This window comes from Cohnella sp. GCM10012308, from assembly GCF_042649185.1.
Classification (GTDB): domain Bacteria; phylum Bacillota; class Bacilli; order Paenibacillales; family Paenibacillaceae; genus Cohnella.
Genome location: NZ_JBHRYU010000001.1, coordinates 172517 through 190477 on the forward strand (window position 1 = coordinate 172517; position 17961 = coordinate 190477).

At 56.0% G+C, this 17961-nt stretch carries 22 protein-coding genes; all 22 read right to left on the reverse strand.

The features are described 5' to 3' along the window. Nucleotides 1-6: 6 nt before the first annotated feature. On the reverse strand, nucleotides 7-753 hold the full coding sequence (gene fliP, locus ACFOTD_RS00810; RefSeq protein ID WP_378114795.1) for a flagellar type III secretion system pore protein FliP: 747 nt from the start codon (nucleotides 751-753) through the stop codon (nucleotides 7-9). After that, on the reverse strand, nucleotides 750-1250 hold the full coding sequence (locus ACFOTD_RS00815) for a flagellar biosynthetic protein FliO (RefSeq protein ID WP_378114796.1): 501 nt from the start codon (nucleotides 1248-1250) through the stop codon (nucleotides 750-752). The genes fliP and ACFOTD_RS00815 overlap by 4 nt, the downstream gene beginning before the upstream one ends. A 15-nt stretch (nucleotides 1251-1265) precedes the next feature. Beyond that, nucleotides 1266-1628: a response regulator gene (locus tag ACFOTD_RS00820; RefSeq protein ID WP_090117377.1), complete on the reverse strand. Its 363-nt coding sequence runs from the start codon at nucleotides 1626-1628 to the stop codon at nucleotides 1266-1268. 24 nt (nucleotides 1629-1652) lie between these two features. Further along, nucleotides 1653-2978, reverse strand: a complete 1326-nt coding sequence (gene fliY, locus ACFOTD_RS00825; RefSeq protein ID WP_378114797.1) for a flagellar motor switch phosphatase FliY — start codon at nucleotides 2976-2978, stop codon at nucleotides 1653-1655. Then, complete coding sequence (gene fliM / locus ACFOTD_RS00830) at nucleotides 2968-3969, reverse strand: flagellar motor switch protein FliM (protein ID WP_282909083.1); 1002 nt, start codon at nucleotides 3967-3969, stop codon at nucleotides 2968-2970. The genes fliY and fliM overlap by 11 nt, the downstream gene beginning before the upstream one ends. A gap of 35 nt (nucleotides 3970-4004) precedes the next feature. Beyond that, a complete protein-coding gene (locus tag ACFOTD_RS00835) occupies nucleotides 4005-4487 on the reverse strand; it encodes a flagellar basal body-associated FliL family protein (RefSeq protein ID WP_378114798.1) in 483 nt (160 codons plus the stop codon). Continuing rightward, nucleotides 4484-4717, reverse strand: a complete 234-nt coding sequence (locus tag ACFOTD_RS00840) for a flagellar FlbD family protein (protein ID WP_378114799.1) — start codon at nucleotides 4715-4717, stop codon at nucleotides 4484-4486. Before ACFOTD_RS00840 ends, ACFOTD_RS00835 begins: the two co-directional genes overlap by 4 nt. An 89-nt stretch (nucleotides 4718-4806) precedes the next feature. Then, nucleotides 4807-5631 (reverse strand): flagellar basal body rod protein FlgG, encoded by an 825-nt coding sequence (gene flgG, locus ACFOTD_RS00845; protein ID WP_378114800.1) that lies wholly within the window; start codon nucleotides 5629-5631, stop codon nucleotides 4807-4809. A gap of 101 nt (nucleotides 5632-5732) precedes the next feature. After that, nucleotides 5733-6134 (reverse strand): TIGR02530 family flagellar biosynthesis protein, encoded by a 402-nt coding sequence (locus tag ACFOTD_RS00850; RefSeq protein WP_378114801.1) that lies wholly within the window; start codon nucleotides 6132-6134, stop codon nucleotides 5733-5735. Next, nucleotides 6127-6579, reverse strand: coding sequence for a flagellar hook assembly protein FlgD (gene flgD, locus ACFOTD_RS00855; RefSeq protein WP_378114803.1), 453 nt, complete (start codon nucleotides 6577-6579; stop codon nucleotides 6127-6129). The genes ACFOTD_RS00850 and flgD overlap by 8 nt, the downstream gene beginning before the upstream one ends. Before the next feature lie 28 nt (nucleotides 6580-6607). Then, the gene (locus ACFOTD_RS00860) at nucleotides 6608-8011 is read right to left on the reverse strand and encodes a flagellar hook-length control protein FliK (RefSeq protein ID WP_378114805.1); all 1404 of its coding nucleotides are present in this window, start codon (nucleotides 8009-8011) and stop codon (nucleotides 6608-6610) included. 43 nt (nucleotides 8012-8054) lie between these two features. After that, nucleotides 8055-8963, reverse strand: a complete 909-nt coding sequence (locus ACFOTD_RS00865; protein ID WP_378114807.1) for a MotE family protein — start codon at nucleotides 8961-8963, stop codon at nucleotides 8055-8057. A gap of 32 nt (nucleotides 8964-8995) precedes the next feature. Continuing rightward, nucleotides 8996-9442, reverse strand: a complete 447-nt coding sequence (fliJ, locus tag ACFOTD_RS00870; protein ID WP_378114809.1) for a flagellar export protein FliJ — start codon at nucleotides 9440-9442, stop codon at nucleotides 8996-8998. Nucleotides 9443-9448: 6 nt separating this feature from the next. Further along, nucleotides 9449-10765, reverse strand: coding sequence for a flagellar protein export ATPase FliI (fliI, locus tag ACFOTD_RS00875; RefSeq protein WP_378114811.1), 1317 nt, complete (start codon nucleotides 10763-10765; stop codon nucleotides 9449-9451). Then, nucleotides 10755-11588, reverse strand: a complete 834-nt coding sequence (locus ACFOTD_RS00880) for a FliH/SctL family protein (protein ID WP_378114813.1) — start codon at nucleotides 11586-11588, stop codon at nucleotides 10755-10757. Before ACFOTD_RS00880 ends, fliI begins: the two co-directional genes overlap by 11 nt. Then, nucleotides 11581-12597, reverse strand: a complete 1017-nt coding sequence (gene fliG / locus ACFOTD_RS00885) for a flagellar motor switch protein FliG (RefSeq protein ID WP_282909094.1) — start codon at nucleotides 12595-12597, stop codon at nucleotides 11581-11583. The genes ACFOTD_RS00880 and fliG overlap by 8 nt, the downstream gene beginning before the upstream one ends. An 11-nt stretch (nucleotides 12598-12608) precedes the next feature. Beyond that, nucleotides 12609-14195, reverse strand: coding sequence for a flagellar basal-body MS-ring/collar protein FliF (gene fliF / locus ACFOTD_RS00890; RefSeq protein WP_378114815.1), 1587 nt, complete (start codon nucleotides 14193-14195; stop codon nucleotides 12609-12611). Nucleotides 14196-14239: 44 nt separating this feature from the next. Next, nucleotides 14240-14554 (reverse strand): flagellar hook-basal body complex protein FliE, encoded by a 315-nt coding sequence (fliE, locus tag ACFOTD_RS00895; protein WP_378114817.1) that lies wholly within the window; start codon nucleotides 14552-14554, stop codon nucleotides 14240-14242. A gap of 59 nt (nucleotides 14555-14613) precedes the next feature. Continuing rightward, a complete protein-coding gene (gene flgC / locus ACFOTD_RS00900) occupies nucleotides 14614-15063 on the reverse strand; it encodes a flagellar basal body rod protein FlgC (protein ID WP_378114819.1) in 450 nt (149 codons plus the stop codon). 46 nt (nucleotides 15064-15109) lie between these two features. Beyond that, nucleotides 15110-15514 (reverse strand): flagellar basal body rod protein FlgB, encoded by a 405-nt coding sequence (gene flgB / locus ACFOTD_RS00905; RefSeq protein ID WP_378114821.1) that lies wholly within the window; start codon nucleotides 15512-15514, stop codon nucleotides 15110-15112. A gap of 234 nt (nucleotides 15515-15748) precedes the next feature. Beyond that, nucleotides 15749-16516 carry a GTP-sensing pleiotropic transcriptional regulator CodY gene (codY, locus tag ACFOTD_RS00910; RefSeq protein ID WP_378114823.1) on the reverse strand — a complete coding sequence of 256 codons (768 nt, stop codon included), beginning with the start codon at nucleotides 16514-16516 and terminating at the stop codon, nucleotides 15749-15751. Between the two features lie 35 nt (nucleotides 16517-16551). Continuing rightward, nucleotides 16552-17946, reverse strand: coding sequence for an ATP-dependent protease ATPase subunit HslU (gene hslU, locus ACFOTD_RS00915; RefSeq protein ID WP_378114825.1), 1395 nt, complete (start codon nucleotides 17944-17946; stop codon nucleotides 16552-16554). Nucleotides 17947-17961: the final 15 nt, after the last annotated feature.

Below are 17961 nucleotides of genomic sequence, written 5' to 3' on the forward strand. Positions count from 1 at the left end.
CCTCCATCAAGTCTGGAAACTCGTCAGGAGCGATTTGACGATCAAATACCACCCGTCGACGAGCACGAACAACAAAATCTTGAACGGCAGCGAAATCATGACAGGGGGAAGCATCATCATCCCCATGGCCATCAATGTACTGGAAACGACCATGTCGATTACGAGAAAGGGAATAAAGATCATAAAGCCCATCTGAAAAGCGGTCTTCAGCTCGCTGATTGCGTAGGCCGGGACGAGCACCGTGATCGGAATATCCTGGTAGGATGCCGGCTTCGCCGTCTTCGTGTAGTTCAAGAAGAGCAAGAGATCCTTTTCCCGCGTGTGCTTGTACATGAAGGCTTTCATCGGTACCGATGCCTTTTCCAAGGCGACCGTCTGCGTAATCTCGCCCTTGATATAAGGCTGGACTGCCTGCTCGTTCACTTGCGAGATCGTCGGCGCCATAATAAAAAAGGTCAAAAACAAGGCGAGTCCGATCAGCACCTGGTTGGGCGGCGTCGTTTGCGTTCCGAGCGACGTGCGCACGAACCCGAGTACGATAACGATTCGCGTGAAGCTGGTCATCAATACCAATATCGATGGAGCCAGACTGAGAACGGTCAGCATCAACAGCAAGGACAGGGACGAAGCGCCAACCGGCTGGCTGCCGTCGCCGGCCGTGATGCTGATGATCGGTTCGGCGTAAGCGGTAGACGATACCGCAAACAGCAAGCCCGCCGTCAACAGAAAACTGAATGTCGTTTTGCGTTTCATGGTTCTTCCGTCCGATCCGCTGGCTTGCTGTCCGATAGCAGCCGATCTACCTGCTGCTTACGCTCTGAGAGCTGGCGCAGGCGTTTTTCCAACGTTTGTTCGAAGCTGCCGGATTCCGCTCCGCCCTTCGCGGCGTCGGAACGATCCGTCGCTGCTTCCTTTTTGTTCAGCAATTGCTTCAGCCAAGGAGGCACCGCAGGACGCGAAGCTTCGACATTATCATATTGGGCGATAAGCGCCGCCACGACGTCGGGATCGGTGATGGACTCGAGCAGCTGTACGTTTTCCCCGACGCCGAGCACGTAGATGCGATTGTTCCATTCTACGACCTGCATCGACTTGTTTGCGCCCAGCGTAAGTCCGCCCAGCGACCGGAGGGAGCGGTTGGCCCACCACCCCCGGTTGCGCCTGCCGACGAATCGGAGCAGCAAAATAATGCCGCCGACCATCAGCAGGAGCACGAGCAGCACCCACAACATTTCCCAAGATGATGTCATGCTGTCTGCAACCGATTAACCCAGCGTTTTTTTGATCGCTTCGATAACGCGGTCGGCCTGGAACGGCTTGACGATAAAGTCTTTGGCGCCGGCTTGGATCGCGTCGATAACCATCGCTTGCTGGCCCATGGCGGAACACATGATAACCTTTGCGTTCGAATCCATCTTGCGAATTTCTTTCAGCGCGGCGATCCCGTCCATCTCGGGCATCGTGATGTCCATCGTGATGAGGTCCGGAGAAAGTTCCTTGAACTTCTCGATCGCTTGAGAGCCGTCCTGCGCTTCGCCTACGACCTCATATCCGTTTTTAGTCAAGATGTCTCGAATCATCATGCGCATAAATGCTGCGTCGTCCACGACTAAGATACGATTTGCCATTACGATTTCCTCCCGGGGTGCTGATTATTGGATTTTTTGAACGCGATCCCACTGACTGACGATGTCTGTCACCCGAACGCCAAAGTTTTCGTCGATGACGACGACCTCGCCTTTGGCGATCAGCTTGTTGTTCACGAGGATATCCACCGGCTCGCCGGCAAGCTTGTCCAGTTCGATAATCGAACCTTGGGACAGTTCCAGAATATCCTTGATTTGTTTATGCGTCCGGCCCAACTCTACTGTGACTCGCAGCGGTATGTCAAGCAAAAGATTCAAATTGCTGTCGTCCGCGTGCGCGCCGCCTCCTGTCGGGAATCCGGCGAACTGGACCGGTTGCACGTTTACGTTGCGTCCGGCAGGCCCGCCCAGCGTCTGCGGCTGCTGAGGCGGCATCGCATATTGCTGAGGCGGCATTTGGTATTGCGGTTGCTCGTATTGCGGCTGCGCGTATTGCGGCTGCCCGTACATCGGCTGCTGCGGCGGATATCCGGGCGGCGGATAAGCGCCGGGCGGCGGATAATCGTAAGCCGGCTGCTGCTGTTGCTGCTGAGGCGCTGGCGCCTGCTGTGCCGGAGGCGCGTATTGCGGCGCCTGAGCGGCCGGAGCGCTGGCCGCGGGCGCAGCCTGGGGCTGCGGCGCAGGGGCCGGCGTATCGTCCATTCCGCCGATGAGAGAGTGCACCAGCTCTTTGGCGAACGGTACGGTCAGCAGCTGCATGATCGTCGAATCGATCAAATCTCCGATTTTTAAGCGGAACGATATTTTGACGAATTCGGCATCCGGCGGTATTTTTTCGATGCCGGTATTTTTTTGCATGTCCATGACGTCGACCGCAGGAGGAGAGATGTTGACGAACCGGTTGAAAATCGTCGACATCGAAGTCGCCGAGGAGCCCATCATTTGATTCATCGCTTCCTGAACCGCGCTGATGTGAATCTCGTTGAGTTCTTCCGTCTGGACATTACCTTCTCCGCCGAGCATCAGATCCGCGATCACTTGTGCGTCGTGCGTCTTGATGACGAGGGAATTGATGCCTTCGAATCCGTCTACATAGTCGACGTGAACGGCGACATGCGGCCTCGGAAACTCGCTTACGAATCTATCCCTCGAGATCATGGATACTTTAGGCGTCGTAATATCCACTTTCCTGCTCAAAAGGGTCGATAATGCCGTCGCCGCGCTTCCGAACGTGATATTGCCGATCTCGCCAAGCGCGTCCTGCTCCAGCGGCGTAAGATAGTCGTCGATGTGCATCTCCGCTTCGGCCGAAGGCGAGCTGTCCTGGTCTCCGGCGGACTGCCGCAGCAAGGCGTCGATCTCCTCCTGGGACAAGTAATCTTTACTCGTCATAAACCTCTTCCACCCCTTCGTCGATAACCTCGAGAATTTGGACCGCGATTTTATCCCGTACCGTTCCCGGACTACCGATGTATTTCAGCTTGTCCCCGACCCGAATGTCCAGTCCGCTATCCACGCTCTTGCCGAGCGTGATCACGTCTCCGACGCCGAGATTGAGAAACTCGTGTATCGAGATTCGAGAGGTTCCGAGCACTGCGGAAATCGGCAGCTGGGCCTTCGTCACCCGTTCTTCGAGGAGCTTGATCTCTTCCGGCGCTCTCGTTTTCTTTTGAGAAACGAACCAGTGATGAACGGAAAGTTTGGACATGATCGGCTCGATGACGACATGCGGTATGCACAAATTAATCATGCCCGTCGTATCGCCGATTTTGGTGCTGAGCGAGATCAGGGCGATCGTCTCGTTTGGCGACACGATCTGCATGAACTGCGGATTCGTCTCCAGCGCTTCAAGGCGCGGTTCGATGTCGATAACGGTCCGCCAGGCTTCCTGAAGCGTCTCCAGCGCACGGCTGAATATTTTTTCCATAATGATGTTCTCGATCTCGGTCAAGCTGCCGATCTTGGAAGGCGCGGTTCCGGCGCCGCCGAGCAGCCTGTCGAGCATCGCGAAGGCGACGTTCGGATGCACTTCCAGAACCATCCTGCCTTCGAGAGGCTCCGCCACGAAAATGTTCAGAATCGTCATTTTCGGAATGGAGCGGATAAACTCGTCGTAAGGCAGCTGCTCGACCTGAACGACGTTAATCTGCACGAATGTCCGCAGTTGAGCCGAGAAATACGTCGTTAAAAACCGCGCGAAGTTTTCATGGATTCTCGTCAAGCTCCGAATATGGTCCTTCGAGAACCGCGTCGCCCGCTTAAAGTCGTAGGATCGTATTTTCTTCTGCGTTTCTTCCTTGCGAAGCTCCTCCGCGTCCATCTCACCGGAAGATAACGCGGCAAGCAAGGCGTCGATCTCGTTTTGTGAGAGAACGTCAACCAATTGATTTCACCCCTTTCCGCTGAATTCGGCCGCTGTCACAATTCTTGCATCAAGAAGTTCGTAATGCCGATTTTGACGACCTTTCCTTCAGTCAGAACAGGATTGATCTCGTTGAGCAATTCGGACACGAGCTGGTCTTTCCCTTTCGTGCCTTGCATCTCTTCCGGTGTCGTGCTCCAGAGCGCGCGATTGATGATCGGCTTGATGAGGCTTTCTTTCACTTCATCGAATTCGGTTTTGGCCTTCGCGTTGTCCAACTGGAAAGTGAATCCGAAAATCACTATATAATTCGTGTCGGACAAGTTCGTTTTTATATCGTTTAAATCGGATGTGACCTTGCTCCGTTCTGCCGCGGAGAGCGCTTCGGCCTCTACATGCTTCACGCTCTCCTGCACCGCCGCTTCCGTGTCGCCGGCATCTTTCTTGCCGAAGAAGGTGGACCAGGAATAGAGCCCGGCAATCACGATCAACGTGATCGCCAGAAGCAATGATACAAGCCAAGGCAACATTTTTTTCATGATGAAGATCCCTCCGTTTGCGTATCGGACGAACTCGTGAGCGCAGCCATCATGCCGATGCTTCTCAAATAATGGCGTATGGAGCGGATCACATCCGAACTGTTTTCGACGACGATGTATTTCTTGCCGGTCGTCAGCGTGACGAGCGTATCCGGCGTCTGCTCTACCGATTCGATCAGCAGCGCGTTAATAAAAAATTGCGTGCCGTTAAGCCGCGTGACGGCGATCATGGGAATCCCTCCGTAATCGGGGAGGGATTCCCCCTCCCGCTTTATTGCCTTTCAATCTCTTAAAGAGGATGAAGCGAGCGATGCTAAGATTAGCGCTTCAGGTTGACGACTTCCTCGAGAATCGAGTCGGAGGTCGTGATGATGCGCGAGTTCGCCTGGAAACCGCGCTGCGCGACGATCATTTCCGTGAATTCATTGGTCAAATCTACGTTGGACATTTCCAGTTGACCGGCGACGATGGAGCCCGTGCCGCGCTCGGCGTCCTGGGCGGCGCCCAGATTCAATTCGCCATCGGCGTTCGCATTCGGCGTCATCCGGTACAGGTTGCCGCCGATTTTTTCGAGGCCGCTCGGGTTGGTGACCTTGGCAATGCCGATCTGTATGCCGGTATCCGTCTGGACGCCGTCCTGGTCGATCGATACGATGCTGCCGTTCTGGGAGATCGAGAACGCAGTTACGCCTTCGTCGAGCGTAATCGGCGCGCCGCCGTCGGCGGAGACGACGAACATGCCTTCTGCGTTTACGAGCTGGCGGTTGGCATCAAGCGTAAAGTTGCCGGCGCGCGTCAGGTAAGTCGCATCCGAGTCGCCGCTCGGCTTGACCGCGAAAAATCCGTCGCCGTCGATTCTAAGGTCCGTAGGAACGTTGGTCGTCATCGCGCTGCCCGCCGTATGAATGTTATCGATCGCCGCAACGGCGACGCCAAGACCGATCTGCTTGGCGTTGACGCCGCCTGTCGTTCCCTCGACAGGCGAAGTCACGCCGGACATCGATTGGCTTAAGATGTCCTTGAACATGACGCGTCCCGCTTTGAAGCCGACCGTATTGACATTGGCGATATTGTTGCCGATTACGTCAAGCTTCGTTTGGAATCCACGCATACCCGATACGCCCGAATACATAGAACGCAACATATGAGTTCACTCTCCATTAAGTTTTTCTGCGCAGACAAACCGCTTCAGTCATTCCACGGTTTAGGCCTCCTCGTGAGGTCCGGCCCGTTTCTGCCCGGTTGTTAGTTGACTACGACGGCGCTGTCGATATTCGTAAAGACATGCTGCTGCATCGACTTATCGTCCATCGCCGTAATGACGGTGCGGCTTGGTACGTTTACGATCATTGCCATGTTCTGATATAACACAAGCGAGTCTCTGGCGCCCTTGGCCGATGCTTGGTCGACGGCGGTCGCGATGGCGCTCAGCTGCTCGGGCCCAAGCTTGATGCCCCTTTGCGCGAGTCGCTGTTCGGCATGTTGGCTGAACTTCAACGACTGTGCCGACAGCATCGTTTTGAACGCGCTGCCGTCCTGCAGCTTGTCATTCTTGGCGCCTCTTATGACCGGCCGCGCCGTCGATGCTAAAGGCGCCGCATTCCGGGCTGCAAACCCTACGTTCAATCCGATCAGCGGATCACTCAACGGTCTCCGCCTCGCCCTCCTGCGCAGCGATGGTAACGGATGTCAAGTCCCCGATCGCCACTTCGTCTTTGCCGATGACGGCAAATTGATCTCCATTTTTCATCTTGATCGAATCGACCACGCCGGACTTCGTTACCGTCGAGCCGCTCGCCGTCGTACCCAGCCATTCGACTTGCTTGCCGATCAAGCTCGATGCGAGCGCGGCTGATTGGCTGAGCCCATGAAGCTCTGTCGACATGTTCATCGTCTGCTCGAGCGAGGAGAACGTAGCCATTTGCGCGATAAAGTCCTTGTCCTGCATCGGCTGCATCGGATCCTGGTTTTGAAGCTGCGTGAGCAAGATTTTCATGAACTGGTCTTTGCCCAGCTCCGCGCCTGCTCCAGTAGGTTCCGTCTTGTTATACGTCGAGTAATTGGACCATACGGTCTTCGATACTACAGTCATGTTTCCAAGTCACCTCCTCTGGCCGTCGTTAGGCGATCACGTTCAGCGCGCTGCCGTATCCGGCATCTCTCAAGGAAGCGGAGCGTTCAAGCTCTTCTTCGAACTCCTCGAGCGTTTCTACGCCGCCGTTCGTTCGTTTGGACTCGCCGTTCCCCGATTGCTGCCTGCGCTGCTCCTGGAACTGGAACGTCGAGCTTTGCGAGGTTTGCGGCTGCTGTTGAACGACTTCTACGCGATCCACCTGGATTCCCTGGTTCTGAAGCGTCCCTCGCAGCTGCGCCATTTGGTTATCGAGCAATTCCCTCGCCGCTTCGTTGTGCGCGACGAATTGCGCGCTCAGTACGCCGTGCTGGATCGTAAGCCGGATTTGCACTTCGCCCAAATGTTCCGGATGCAAGTTGATATTCGCTTCGGAAATGCCGTTGCCGCCGGACAGCGTGAACTGCTTCACCAAAAACTTGTCCATTTGCTCCGCGAATTGCTGTCCCGGTACGGTAACCGGAGCTTGGGGCTTCACGTTTGCCGAGGGATCCGTCTTAGAAGCAAGATCGCCAGTCAATGCCTGCCAATTCAGATTAACCGGTTGCTCTTCGGTACCGGACGCGTTATCCGTCTGCGCGGAAGCTGCGGACGTCGACGCATCCTCGGCCACTGCGTTGGCATTCAGATTCCAGTAAACGACCGGCTCCTTAAATACCGCATAGGTCTTCTTCACTTCAACGTTAATGCCGACGTCGCTTGCATACGATCCTTCTTTGACCATGCGATCCGCAAACGAGGTATGCTGCACCGCTTTGTTGCGATTGCCGCCATTAGCCGCTAGAACGTCTTGTCCCGACTGAAGCACATTTTTGATGCTCGCTCCCGTCTCGGCGATCTCGCCGCCGGACAGCTTGCCGTTTTGCAGAAGCGTGCGAAGATTTTGCACAGCGTCCTGTAAGGCCGTCAACGAGAAGACCGGCTGAGACTGACCGGTTGATGCGGCTTCCGTTTGAATGTCGGCTTGACCCGTCATGCCGTTATCAGCTTCCGGCACGGTCGGCGCATGCAACATCTTGGGCTGAATCAGCGTCTGTAGGCTTGCGAGCAGTTCGGCCAGCTGATTCATCTGAGAATCCGGCAGTTCTTTGCCCTGCTGAAGCTGAGCCACCTGCTCCTCCAAACCGTCCAGGAGCTGCGACAGTTCATCCGCTTCCTGATTTTGTTCGTCGGACTGCGAATCGCTTGGGGCGATTGTCAGCGCGGCGGACAGCATGCCGAGCAATCCGGCCATCTGATTGGGCGCAGCGGCGTTTTTTCCGTCTGCCGCAGGTGCCGCATCGATTTTTTGCACCAGCACGCCTTGGAAAATCCCGCCTGCCGCTGTCGCCTTTGATGCGCCCGCGCCACTCGCGTTCGTAGCGGAAGCTGCGTTCGTCGATTGAATATTCATCTTTTTCACCTCCCTTCCAAGACGCTAACGGTTATTTCAAACGTTAAGAGTTCGCCGGTACGAGCTTGCTTACCAGCGACGCGGTCTTATCCGCGTCCTTTTGCGACATCGCGGCGAGCACGCTCGATCTGGCGTTGTTAGTCATCGCGCTCAAGATTCGGAGCGTCTTCGTTTGCTCCGACGCAGACATTTTGAGCAGCAGATCCGCGGCGCTAGCCGCGTCCATGGAAGAAAAGGTGCTTGCAAGCGCCGAGCTGTCAAGCGAGCTCGAAGCCGTCTTCGTCTGGTTCTCAAGCTCTTTGACCCTGGCCTGCAACGCTGCGATCTGCTGGTTGGTCACGCCGTCGGAATCTTTGAGCCTCATCGTAATATCTGCTGCCACGGCAGGCGTCATCTTCTCGAGAATACGGCCTCTGGAAGTATCGTTCATCGCCCCCATAACGAGCGCCGCTTCTTCCACCGTTAAGCTTTCCATAATCGGAGCAGCCTTGCCCGGCGTCATTTTGCCATACATATCAGCTAGCGAACGAATCTTGGCCTGATAGGCGTCTTGGTTGATCTGGTGATCGCTCGACTGCTTGTCCAGCGCGGCGATCTTCTCCTGGAGCTCCGCGATCGTCTTTTGCTGCGTGACGCTTTTGGCATCCGAAGCTTTGAGCGCGGCGTCGCGCTGAGTCAGTAGCGCCTGAAGTTCCGCCAGCTTTTGCCTGGCTTCGTTCACCGATTCGACCTGCGACTGCTGCGCGGGATCCTCCGCGCTCTTCACGTCGGGCACGAGCGAATTAATGACCGGTATTTGATTGCCGATCTTCTGCGCCTTCTCTCGCAATGCCGGATTGAAGATAATCAGGAGAACGAACAGCAATATCGCCGTAAAAATGATAGGCGTAATAAAAAACAGAAAACGTTCAAAGCCGGAATAGCCGTTTTTTTCCGCGCTGGCATCCGCCACGGCCTTCCCCTCCATTCACCGAGCTGACTAAGTTACCTTCTGGCAGAAGCTCTCCGCAACGCGATTTCGTCCAGCTCGTTCTGCTCGCGGATGAGCGCCTCCTGACGGTACTTTTGCAGCGATTTGGAGCGTGCGTTCTGCCATACCTTCTCGTCCACCATCTTGTCGGTGAGGAAAACCTGACGCTGCTGGACATGCTCTTCGGCCACGCGCACGCCTTGTCTTTGTTGCCTGATCCTGTCGTCCAAAAAAGAGATGTAATCCTGCAGCAGGTGAAGCTCGGCAAGCGCCGTCGGTTTTGACGAGCGTTCGGACAGCTCCATTTCGTAAGCGCCGCGCTCCTGGCGGAGCTGATCGAGCTGCTCTTCTTCGCTTTTTAAGCGTCCGAGCGACGCGGCATACTCCCATTCCGCCATCGACTTCTCGCTTCCCTTAAGATCTACGATCTTTTGCAATGGATATCGGAATCGCAAGACCATTCAGCCTCATCTCTTGTAGAAGTCAATGACCAGCCGTTCCTGCGCCTGCTGCAGCGTCAGCTTTTCCGACGTGCGCTGCCTGCAGTAATCGTTGATAACGTCGATAAATTGAATGGCTTTATCGATCTGGGGGTTCGTGCCCCGCTGATAAGCGCCGATATTGATCAGATCCTCCGAATCGCGGTAAACGGATAACAGTCGCTTCAACTGCTCCGCCGCTTCCTGCTGCTCGCTCGCCACGATATCTTTCATGACGCGGCTGATGCTGGCCAGCACGTCGATGGCCGGAAAATGTCCTTTGTGGGCCAAATGCCTGCTCAGGACGATATGACCGTCCAAGATGCCGCGAACGGCGTCCGCGATCGGCTCGTTCATATCGTCGCCGTCTACCAGGACGGTATAAAACGCGGTAATCGATCCCGCAACGCCCGTGCCCGCCCGCTCCAGCAGCTTGGGCAGCGCCGCGAACACCGAAGGCGTATACCCGCGCGTGGCCGGCGGCTCCCCGATGGCGAGCCCTACCTCGCGCAGCGCCATCGCGTAGCGCGTGACCGAATCCATCATCAGCATGACATTCATGCCGCGATCCCTGAAGTACTCCGCGATCGACGTTGCGATGAGCGCGCCCTTGATTCGGATCAATGCAGGCTGGTCGGAAGTCGCCACGATAACGACGGATCTTTCGAGACCTTCCGGCCCGAGATCCCGCTCGATAAACTCGAGCACTTCCCGTCCGCGCTCCCCGATCAAGGCAATGACGTTGACGTCTGCCGACGTGTTGCGCGCGATCATGCCGAGCAGCGTGCTCTTGCCGACGCCGGAGCCGGCGAAGATCCCCATCCGCTGCCCTTGTCCGACGGTTAGCAGACCGTCGATGCAACGTACGCCCGTGCCCAGCGGATCGGTAACGCGCGGTCGCTTGAGCGGATTGCTCGGCACGCTCTGCGTCGAATACCTGGGCATCCGCGCGGGCAGCCTGGCGCCGTCGAGCGGCCGGCCGAGCCCGTCCAGCACTTGTCCCAGCAGTTCGGAACCGACCTGTACGGTCAAAGGTCTGCCGGTCGCGACGACATCGCAGCCCGGTCCGATCGCCTGCAGCTCGCCAAGCGGCATTAACAGTACGCGATTGTCGCGAAACCCGACGACCTCCGCCTCGATGGGAGCCCCGCCCCGAACCGGATAAATAAGACAAACTTCTCCGATCGCCGCATCCGGCCCTTCGGATTCGACGGTGAGGCCGATGATCTGCGCCACTTTTCCGTTGACGCGAACCGGGTCGATATGCTTCAACGCCTCGGTGTACTTGCCGAGATCAAGCGCCATCCGCCGTCGCTCCTTCGTCCGAGGAATGCGCCGCGATCTGCAGCAGTTCTTCTCGTATCGACTCCAGTTGCGTATCGACCCGCGCATCGATGCTGCCGTATGCGGAGCGGATCACGCAGCCGCCGCCCCGGACAGTCGGGTCCGGAACGATCTGAAGCTCCGCTTGAGAATCGATGGAGTGCGCGAGCTCGTCTTTGGCCGCCTCTACGAATTCGAACTGCTCCGGCGCGACGCATAGCGTGATCGTTCCCTGCTCCTTGCGCCGTGCCAGCGCCTGCTTCATCAGGTCCAGCGCCGTCTCGGGCGCGCTTCCCAGCGTACCGCGCACGATTTTCCCGGCGATATCGCAGCTAAGCTCAACGACGAAACGCTCCGCCTCAGCGATAATTCTCGACTTGGCTTCGTAGGCTTGCGTCACGACGCGCTGCGCCTCTTGCAGCATCTGATCCAGTCTCGCCATCGTCTGATGCTCTGCCTGCTCGCTGCCGCTTGCGAAGCCTTCCTCGTAGCCGCTTCGTTTCGCCTCTTCGACGTATTCGGCATCTTCCGCCCTACGGGCTTCCCACCATGCCGCGATTTGCGCCTCGGCATCCGCCTGGAACGCATTCGATTGCTCCGCCGCAGTTTGAAGGATCTGCCGCGCCGTCTCTTCGGCATCCTCGAGTATGCGATCCTTCAATGCCAGCGTTTCTTCGTCGGGCGCGTCGTCAACTGCCGCTTCTCCGCCGTTCGTCTTAGACTGCTGCGCAACGAAGCGTATCTGCTCCAGCCGCTTCAGCTCGTCCAGCGATATAACGTGCGAGGATTTGATCAGATTAGACAATAATATCGTCTCCTCCGCCGCGAGCGATGATGATCTCGCCGGATTCCTCGAGCCTGCGTATCGTCGCTACGATACGCGTCTGCGCCTCTTCGACGTCGCGCAGCCGCACTGGTCCCATGTATTCCATTTCTTCCCTGAACGTTTCGGCCATCCGCTTGGACATGTTGCGGAAGATCGCGTCCCGCACTTCCTCGCTCGCCACCTTGAGCGCGAGCTGCAGATCCGCGCTCTCCACGTCCCGGATAATACGCTGGATCGAACGGTTGTCCAGGTTGACGATGTCCTCGAAGACGAACATTCGCTTTTTGATTTCTTCCGCGAGCTCCGGATCCTGTATCTCCAGGGAATCGAGAATGGTCCGTTCCGTACCGCGGTCTACGCCGTTCAGAATCTGTACGATCGATTCGATGCCGCCCGCGTTCGTATAGTCCTGCGTAACCGTGGAAGACAGCTTTTGCTCGAGCACCCGCTCCACCTGAGCGATCACGTCAGGCGACGTGCTGTCCATGAGCGCGATTCTTCTCGCGACGTCCGCTTGCTTCTCCGTCGGCAGCGAAGACAACACCGCCGACGATTGTTCCGGCTGCAAATAGGAAAGCACGAGCGCGATCGTTTGCGAATTTTCGTTTTGGATAAAGTTTAAAATCTGCGTCGGCTCAGCCTTGCGGGCAAAGTCGAACGGCCTTACCTGCAGCGTTGCAGTCAGCCTGTTCAAAATGTCGTTTGCCTTTTGCGAGCCGAGCGCCTTCTCGAGAATTTCCTTGGCGTACGTAATACCGCCCTGCGTCAGATATTCTTGCGCTACGCAAATTTGGTGGAACTCGCTGAGGATGGACTCTTTTTCGTTATGATCGACTTTGCGTACGTTCGCGATCTCCAGCGTAAGCTGCTCGATCTCTTCCTCTCGCAGATGCTTGAACACTTGGGCGGAAACTTCAGGCCCGAGCGTGATAAGCAGGATCGCCGCTTTTTGCCGGCCGCTGAGCTGCATTTGCGTTCCTTTAGCCATGTATGCCACCTCTATTCATCCACCAGCCATGTACGCAATAGATTGACGAATTCGTCCGGCTTGCGCTTGGCGAGCCCTTCAAGCTGCTTGCGCACCTGGCTCTCGTTCGTGACGCTCTCGATATCGATCGTCGGCAATTCTGCGCGAGGGGCGTCGAGCTGCGCTTGCGCCGCCGCCGCCAACTCTGCTTCCCTTGCATTCTTTCGTCTGCGGTATACCAGATATCCGGCGCCGCCCAGCACGGCAAGCGCTGCAACGCCGATGCCCGCCAGCCAAAGCGACGAAGCCGATACGCCGCCGCTCCCGGCGGATTCGTCCGAAAATTGCTGTGATACGACCGACACGCGGTTCGCAAGATCCGTGTCCGTCAGCGACTGTCCGGAATCCGCGAGCAGGATCCGCACGTTGTTGCGAAGCATCTGCTCCAGCTGCGTCTGCTTTTCGGGCGTCATGACGGTCGAATCGACCGCTACGCTGATTGCAAGATCCTTAACCTGGTATGGCGCGTAGGCGATGCTTGTCGTTTCCCGGCTCGGCTCGTAGTTCGTCGTGCCGCTCGTGCTCTCCGAGCTGGCCGTGCCGCTCGTTCCGCCTGACGGATAGTTGGGCACGTCCGTCGAGCCGGTTCCGGCGACGCCGCCCGCCGTGCCCGTGCCGCCGGTCGAGGACTCGCTTTGCGTCTGTTCGCTGATGATAATGCCTTTGTTGTCGTTGTTATCGAGCGGCTTGACCAGATTGAGCTGCGTAGAGCGCTGGTCGAAATTGAGCGTCGACACGACGCTGACGACGAAGTTATCCATGCCGACCGTCTTGGCCAGAATCTGTTGAATGTTCGTCTTCACGCCGCTCTCGTACTGCTTCTGGATGGCGAACTGCTCGTCGAGCGCGCTGCCGCCGACCGCTCCCGTTCCGCCCAGCTTGGCGGACGGCGCAAGGTCTCCCGTCGTGCTCGTGATGGTGATGCCGTCATAGTTGAGGTTAGGAACCGATGTTTTCACCAGCTTGTAGTAGCTGTCGATCTCTTCTTGCTTGGGCCGGTAGCCCGGCTTGAAGGTGATCTGAACGGAGGCCGTGGCGAGTTCCTTGTCGGAATCGTTCAGGAACACGGATTCCTCGGGAAGGTTGATCAGCACCTTCGCCTTCTTGACGCCCTGCATGCCCTGGAGCAGCTGCTGCACTTCGCCGTTCAGCGCGTTGCGGTATTTGACCTTGAACTCCTGATCGGTCGTACCGATCGTCGAGGAGGATTGGCTGAGCTCCGCAAAGCCGATGCTGCCGTTCTGCACGAGCCCCTGGGAGCCGACATCGACTTTGACCTTGTCCGCGGAAGCGCTCGGCACGGAAATGCTCGTACCGCCGTTGCTGAGCTTGTAGGGGATGCCGCTTCCGTTCAAATATTCCATAATGGCCGACGCGTCGCCGCTGTCGAGATCTTGAAAGGCCAACTCGTATTCGGTACGCGTCAGCAGATAGGAGATAAAAATAATAAAGATCAGGATAAACGCTGCGGATGAAGCTAAAATCCACTTTTGCTTTTTGCTGTATTGATTCCAAAAGCCGATCAGTCTGTCTCTCAAGCGGGCCCATCTTTCGTTCACAATTTCACCTCATCTGCGGACTTTGGATGCTCGTCTAACCCAAGTTACATCTGCATCCGCATGACTTCTTGGTAGGCCTCGACCACTTTATTGCGAACCTGAGCGGTCATCTCGAGACTGAGTTCGGCTTTTGTCGAGGCGATCATTACATCGCTCACGTCGGCTTTGCCCACTAAAAATTGATCCGTCACAGCATGAGAATTTTGCTCTTGGGACGCGACGCTTTCTACGGCTTTTTTCAGGAAGTCCGCGAAGCTCGCAGTCGCCTCGGAAGGCGTCGTTCCAGCCTGCGTGTTTTGAAGCTGGGACATCGAAGCGGCGGAAATGCCGGAGGCGCCCAAAAGATTATTGATAATCATGTTTCAATCCATCCTCGCGTGGGTAATGACGTTCAAGAGAACTGTGATCAATTACATAATTAAGAGGATCTGCCGATCTCAAGCGTTTTGGAGAACATAGATTTGCTGGCGTTGAGGGCCGTGACGCTCGCTTCGTAGGAACGGGTGGCCGAGATCATGTCGACCATTTCCTTCAATACGTCGACGTTGGGCATGCTCACCATGCCGTTCGCGTCAGCGTCCGGATGCGTAGGATTGTAGACTTGCTTGAATGGCGTCTGATCGTCTGTAATAGCCGTGACCTTTACGCCTTGGGCGCCCGTAGCGTCCAGTTTGTCGTTCAGCATGTTCTGAAAAGTCGTGTCTACCGGCGCGACTTCTACCATTTTCCGCCGGTACGGTACGAATTTGCCGTCGACATACGAAGCGCGCGTAGTTTCCGCGTTGGCGATGTTCGACGAGATGACGTCCATGCGCAATCTTTGCGCGGTCAAGGCGGAAGCGCTGATATCGAAGCTTCCCAGGATCATTAATGCCCCTCCTCGATGGGTGTTTCTTAATGTTCGATACTACCGTTTATTTACCCATGCCTGTGCGCATCATCTTAACGTCGTGGTTCAGTTGTTGAATATATAAGTTATAGCGCAATTGGTTTTCGGCTAGCTTCGTCATCTCGCTGTCGATATCCACGTTGTTGCCGCTGTTGTTAAACACTGTTGTCTTATCTGACAGCACCTGCGCGTCCGGAATCGAGCCCGAAGCGCCGATCGCGATATGCCTCGCATCCGTTCGTTTCCCGATTAATGTCGAATTGCCGCCGTTCATCGCCTGACTAAGCAGCTGCTCGAATTGAACGTCCGACCGTTTAAAATTAGGCGTATCGACATTGGCCACATTGTTTTGCAGAACGCTTTGCCTTAACGAAGCCGCGTGCAATGCGCCTTCGAGCCGCTGGTAGCTGACGCCGCTCAGCAAATCCATGTCTCTACCCCCTTTATTAAAAATCTATCACTTCTCTAATATAACTTCGTCCTTAAAATCCAAATTCCTCTTTTTTTTCGACAAAGTCTTCACATGGCGTGGAAAAAAGTCGATATATAGGAGATTAAAATTTTCTAAAATTATCATCTACGAGTAGCCCTATTCTGACAATAAGAAAAAAGCCCTAATCTTCATGGAGAAGATTAGGGCTTAAATCTATGTTTTATGGATATTTCAGGATTTTCTGGCCGCCAATTCCGGAAGCAGCTTCGGGTTCATAATGCGAATGTATGTCCCTTTCATGCCGAGCGAACGCGTCTCGATAACGCCGGCGCTCTCCAGCTTGCGCAGCGCGTTGACGATGACAGAGCGCGTGATACCCGCACGATCCGCGATTTTCGAAGCGACGAGGAGGCCTTCTTTTCCTTCTAATTCCTCAAAAATCTGATCGACGGCCTCCAATTCGCTGAACGACAGCGAGCTTACCGCAATCGCGACGACCGTCTTGCTCCGGGATTCCAGTTCGGCTTCTTCGGCTCTTTCGCGCAAGATTTCCATACCGATAATCGTAGAACCGTATTCCGCCAGAATGAGGTTATCGTCTCCGAATTGTCCGCTTTCGCGGGCAAGGACTATAGTCCCTAATCGGTCTCCCCCTCCAATAATTGGCACAATTGTTACATTCGTCCCCGCGAACGCGGCATCGACGGGCGCCAGGAGAGATTGGCTATCGACGTCTACGGCCGTAGTGTCAATTCTCAGCAATCTTGCGTTCGTTTCATTCGGAAAGCGGAATTCATCCTGCCCTTCCTGCTTCAGCATCCAATCCTGGAAATAGGAAGGCAGGGAGGCGCCCAAAATTTTCCCTCGCCTGCTGACGACGAATACGCCGCCCGTGAGCGTCTCCCGCAAGCCTTCCGCCATTTCGCGAAAACTTAGCGATTTGCCCGCAGCCTTTTGCAGCAGCGCGTTAAGCGTACGGGTCTTTTCCAACAGCGTCATGACTGCTTCCTCCTGCCTGACTTAAGCAACGGCTTTTACAAAATATATTGGCTTAAATCTCGGTTGCTGGCAATCGTGCCGAGCTTCTCCCGCACGTACTCGGGCGTAATTTCCAGCCGCTCCAGCTGCAGCTCCGGCGCTTCGAACGACAAATCCTCCAGCAGCTTTTCCAGCAGCGTATGGAGGCGGCGAGCGCCGATATTTTCGGTATTGCGGTTTACGTCTTGCGCCATGTTCGCCAGCTCCGAGATCGCCTCGGCGGTGAACTCGACTTCGATGCCTTCGGTACGAAGCAGCGCCGCATACTGCTTTGTCAAGGCATTTTCCGGCTCCGTCAAGATCCGCACGAAATCTTCGTCCGTCAGGCTGCTGAGCTCGACACGAATCGGAAAACGCCCTTGCAGTTCCGGGATAAGGTCGGAAGGCTTCGCGACATGAAATGCGCCCGCTGCGATAAATAAAATATAATCCGTTTTAACGGGACCATACTTGGTCACGACGGTCGAGCCCTCTACGATAGGCAAAATATCGCGCTGCACGCCTTCTCGCGATACGTCTGGCCCCTGGCCTCTGCCGTTACTTGCAATTTTGTCGATTTCGTCAAGGAATATAATGCCCGATTGCTCCGCGCGGCGAACCGATTCCGATACGACTTCGTCCATGTCGATCAGCTTGCCCGCCTCTTCCTGCACGAGCAGCTTGCGCGCGTCCCGAACGGGCAGCTTGCGCTTCTTACGCTTTTTAGGCATGAACTGGCTCAGCATTTCCTGCATGTTCTGACCCATTTGTTCCTGTCCAGGCCCCGAAAAGAGATCCATCATCGAAGGCGTTTGGTCTTCCACTTCGACTTCGACCAGCTCGTTTTCCAGCTTGCCGTCTTCAATCTTGGACAGGATATCGGAACGCTTGGATGCCAGATCGGGATCGACAGGGTCCGGTTCTTCCGCCTGCGCGTTCGCATTGCCGCCGAACAACATCTCCAGCGGATTGCGCTGCGTTTTGGCCTTGGACGGGGACGGCGCCAGCAAAGCGGCCAGACGCTCGTTTGCCGCGCGAACAGCCTTATCCTTGACTTTTTCCGTCCGTTCTTCCTTCACCATGCGGATCGACGTTTCGACGAGGTCCCTAATCATCGACTCGACGTCCCGTCCAACGTAGCCGACCTCGGTAAACTTGGTAGCTTCGAGCTTAATAAACGGAGCGTGCACGAGCTTCGCAAGCCTGCGGGCGATTTCCGTTTTCCCTACGCCGGTAGGTCCGATCATCAAAATATTTTTGGGCACGACCTCGTCTCGCAGCTCGTCAGGGAGTCTGCTGCGACGGTACCGGTTGCGCAGCGCGACGGCTACCGAACGCTTCGCGGGCTTCTGGCCGACAATGTATTTATCAAGCTCGGCTACGATCTGCCGCGGGGTGAGTTGATCGTTCATCGCTATCCCTCCACT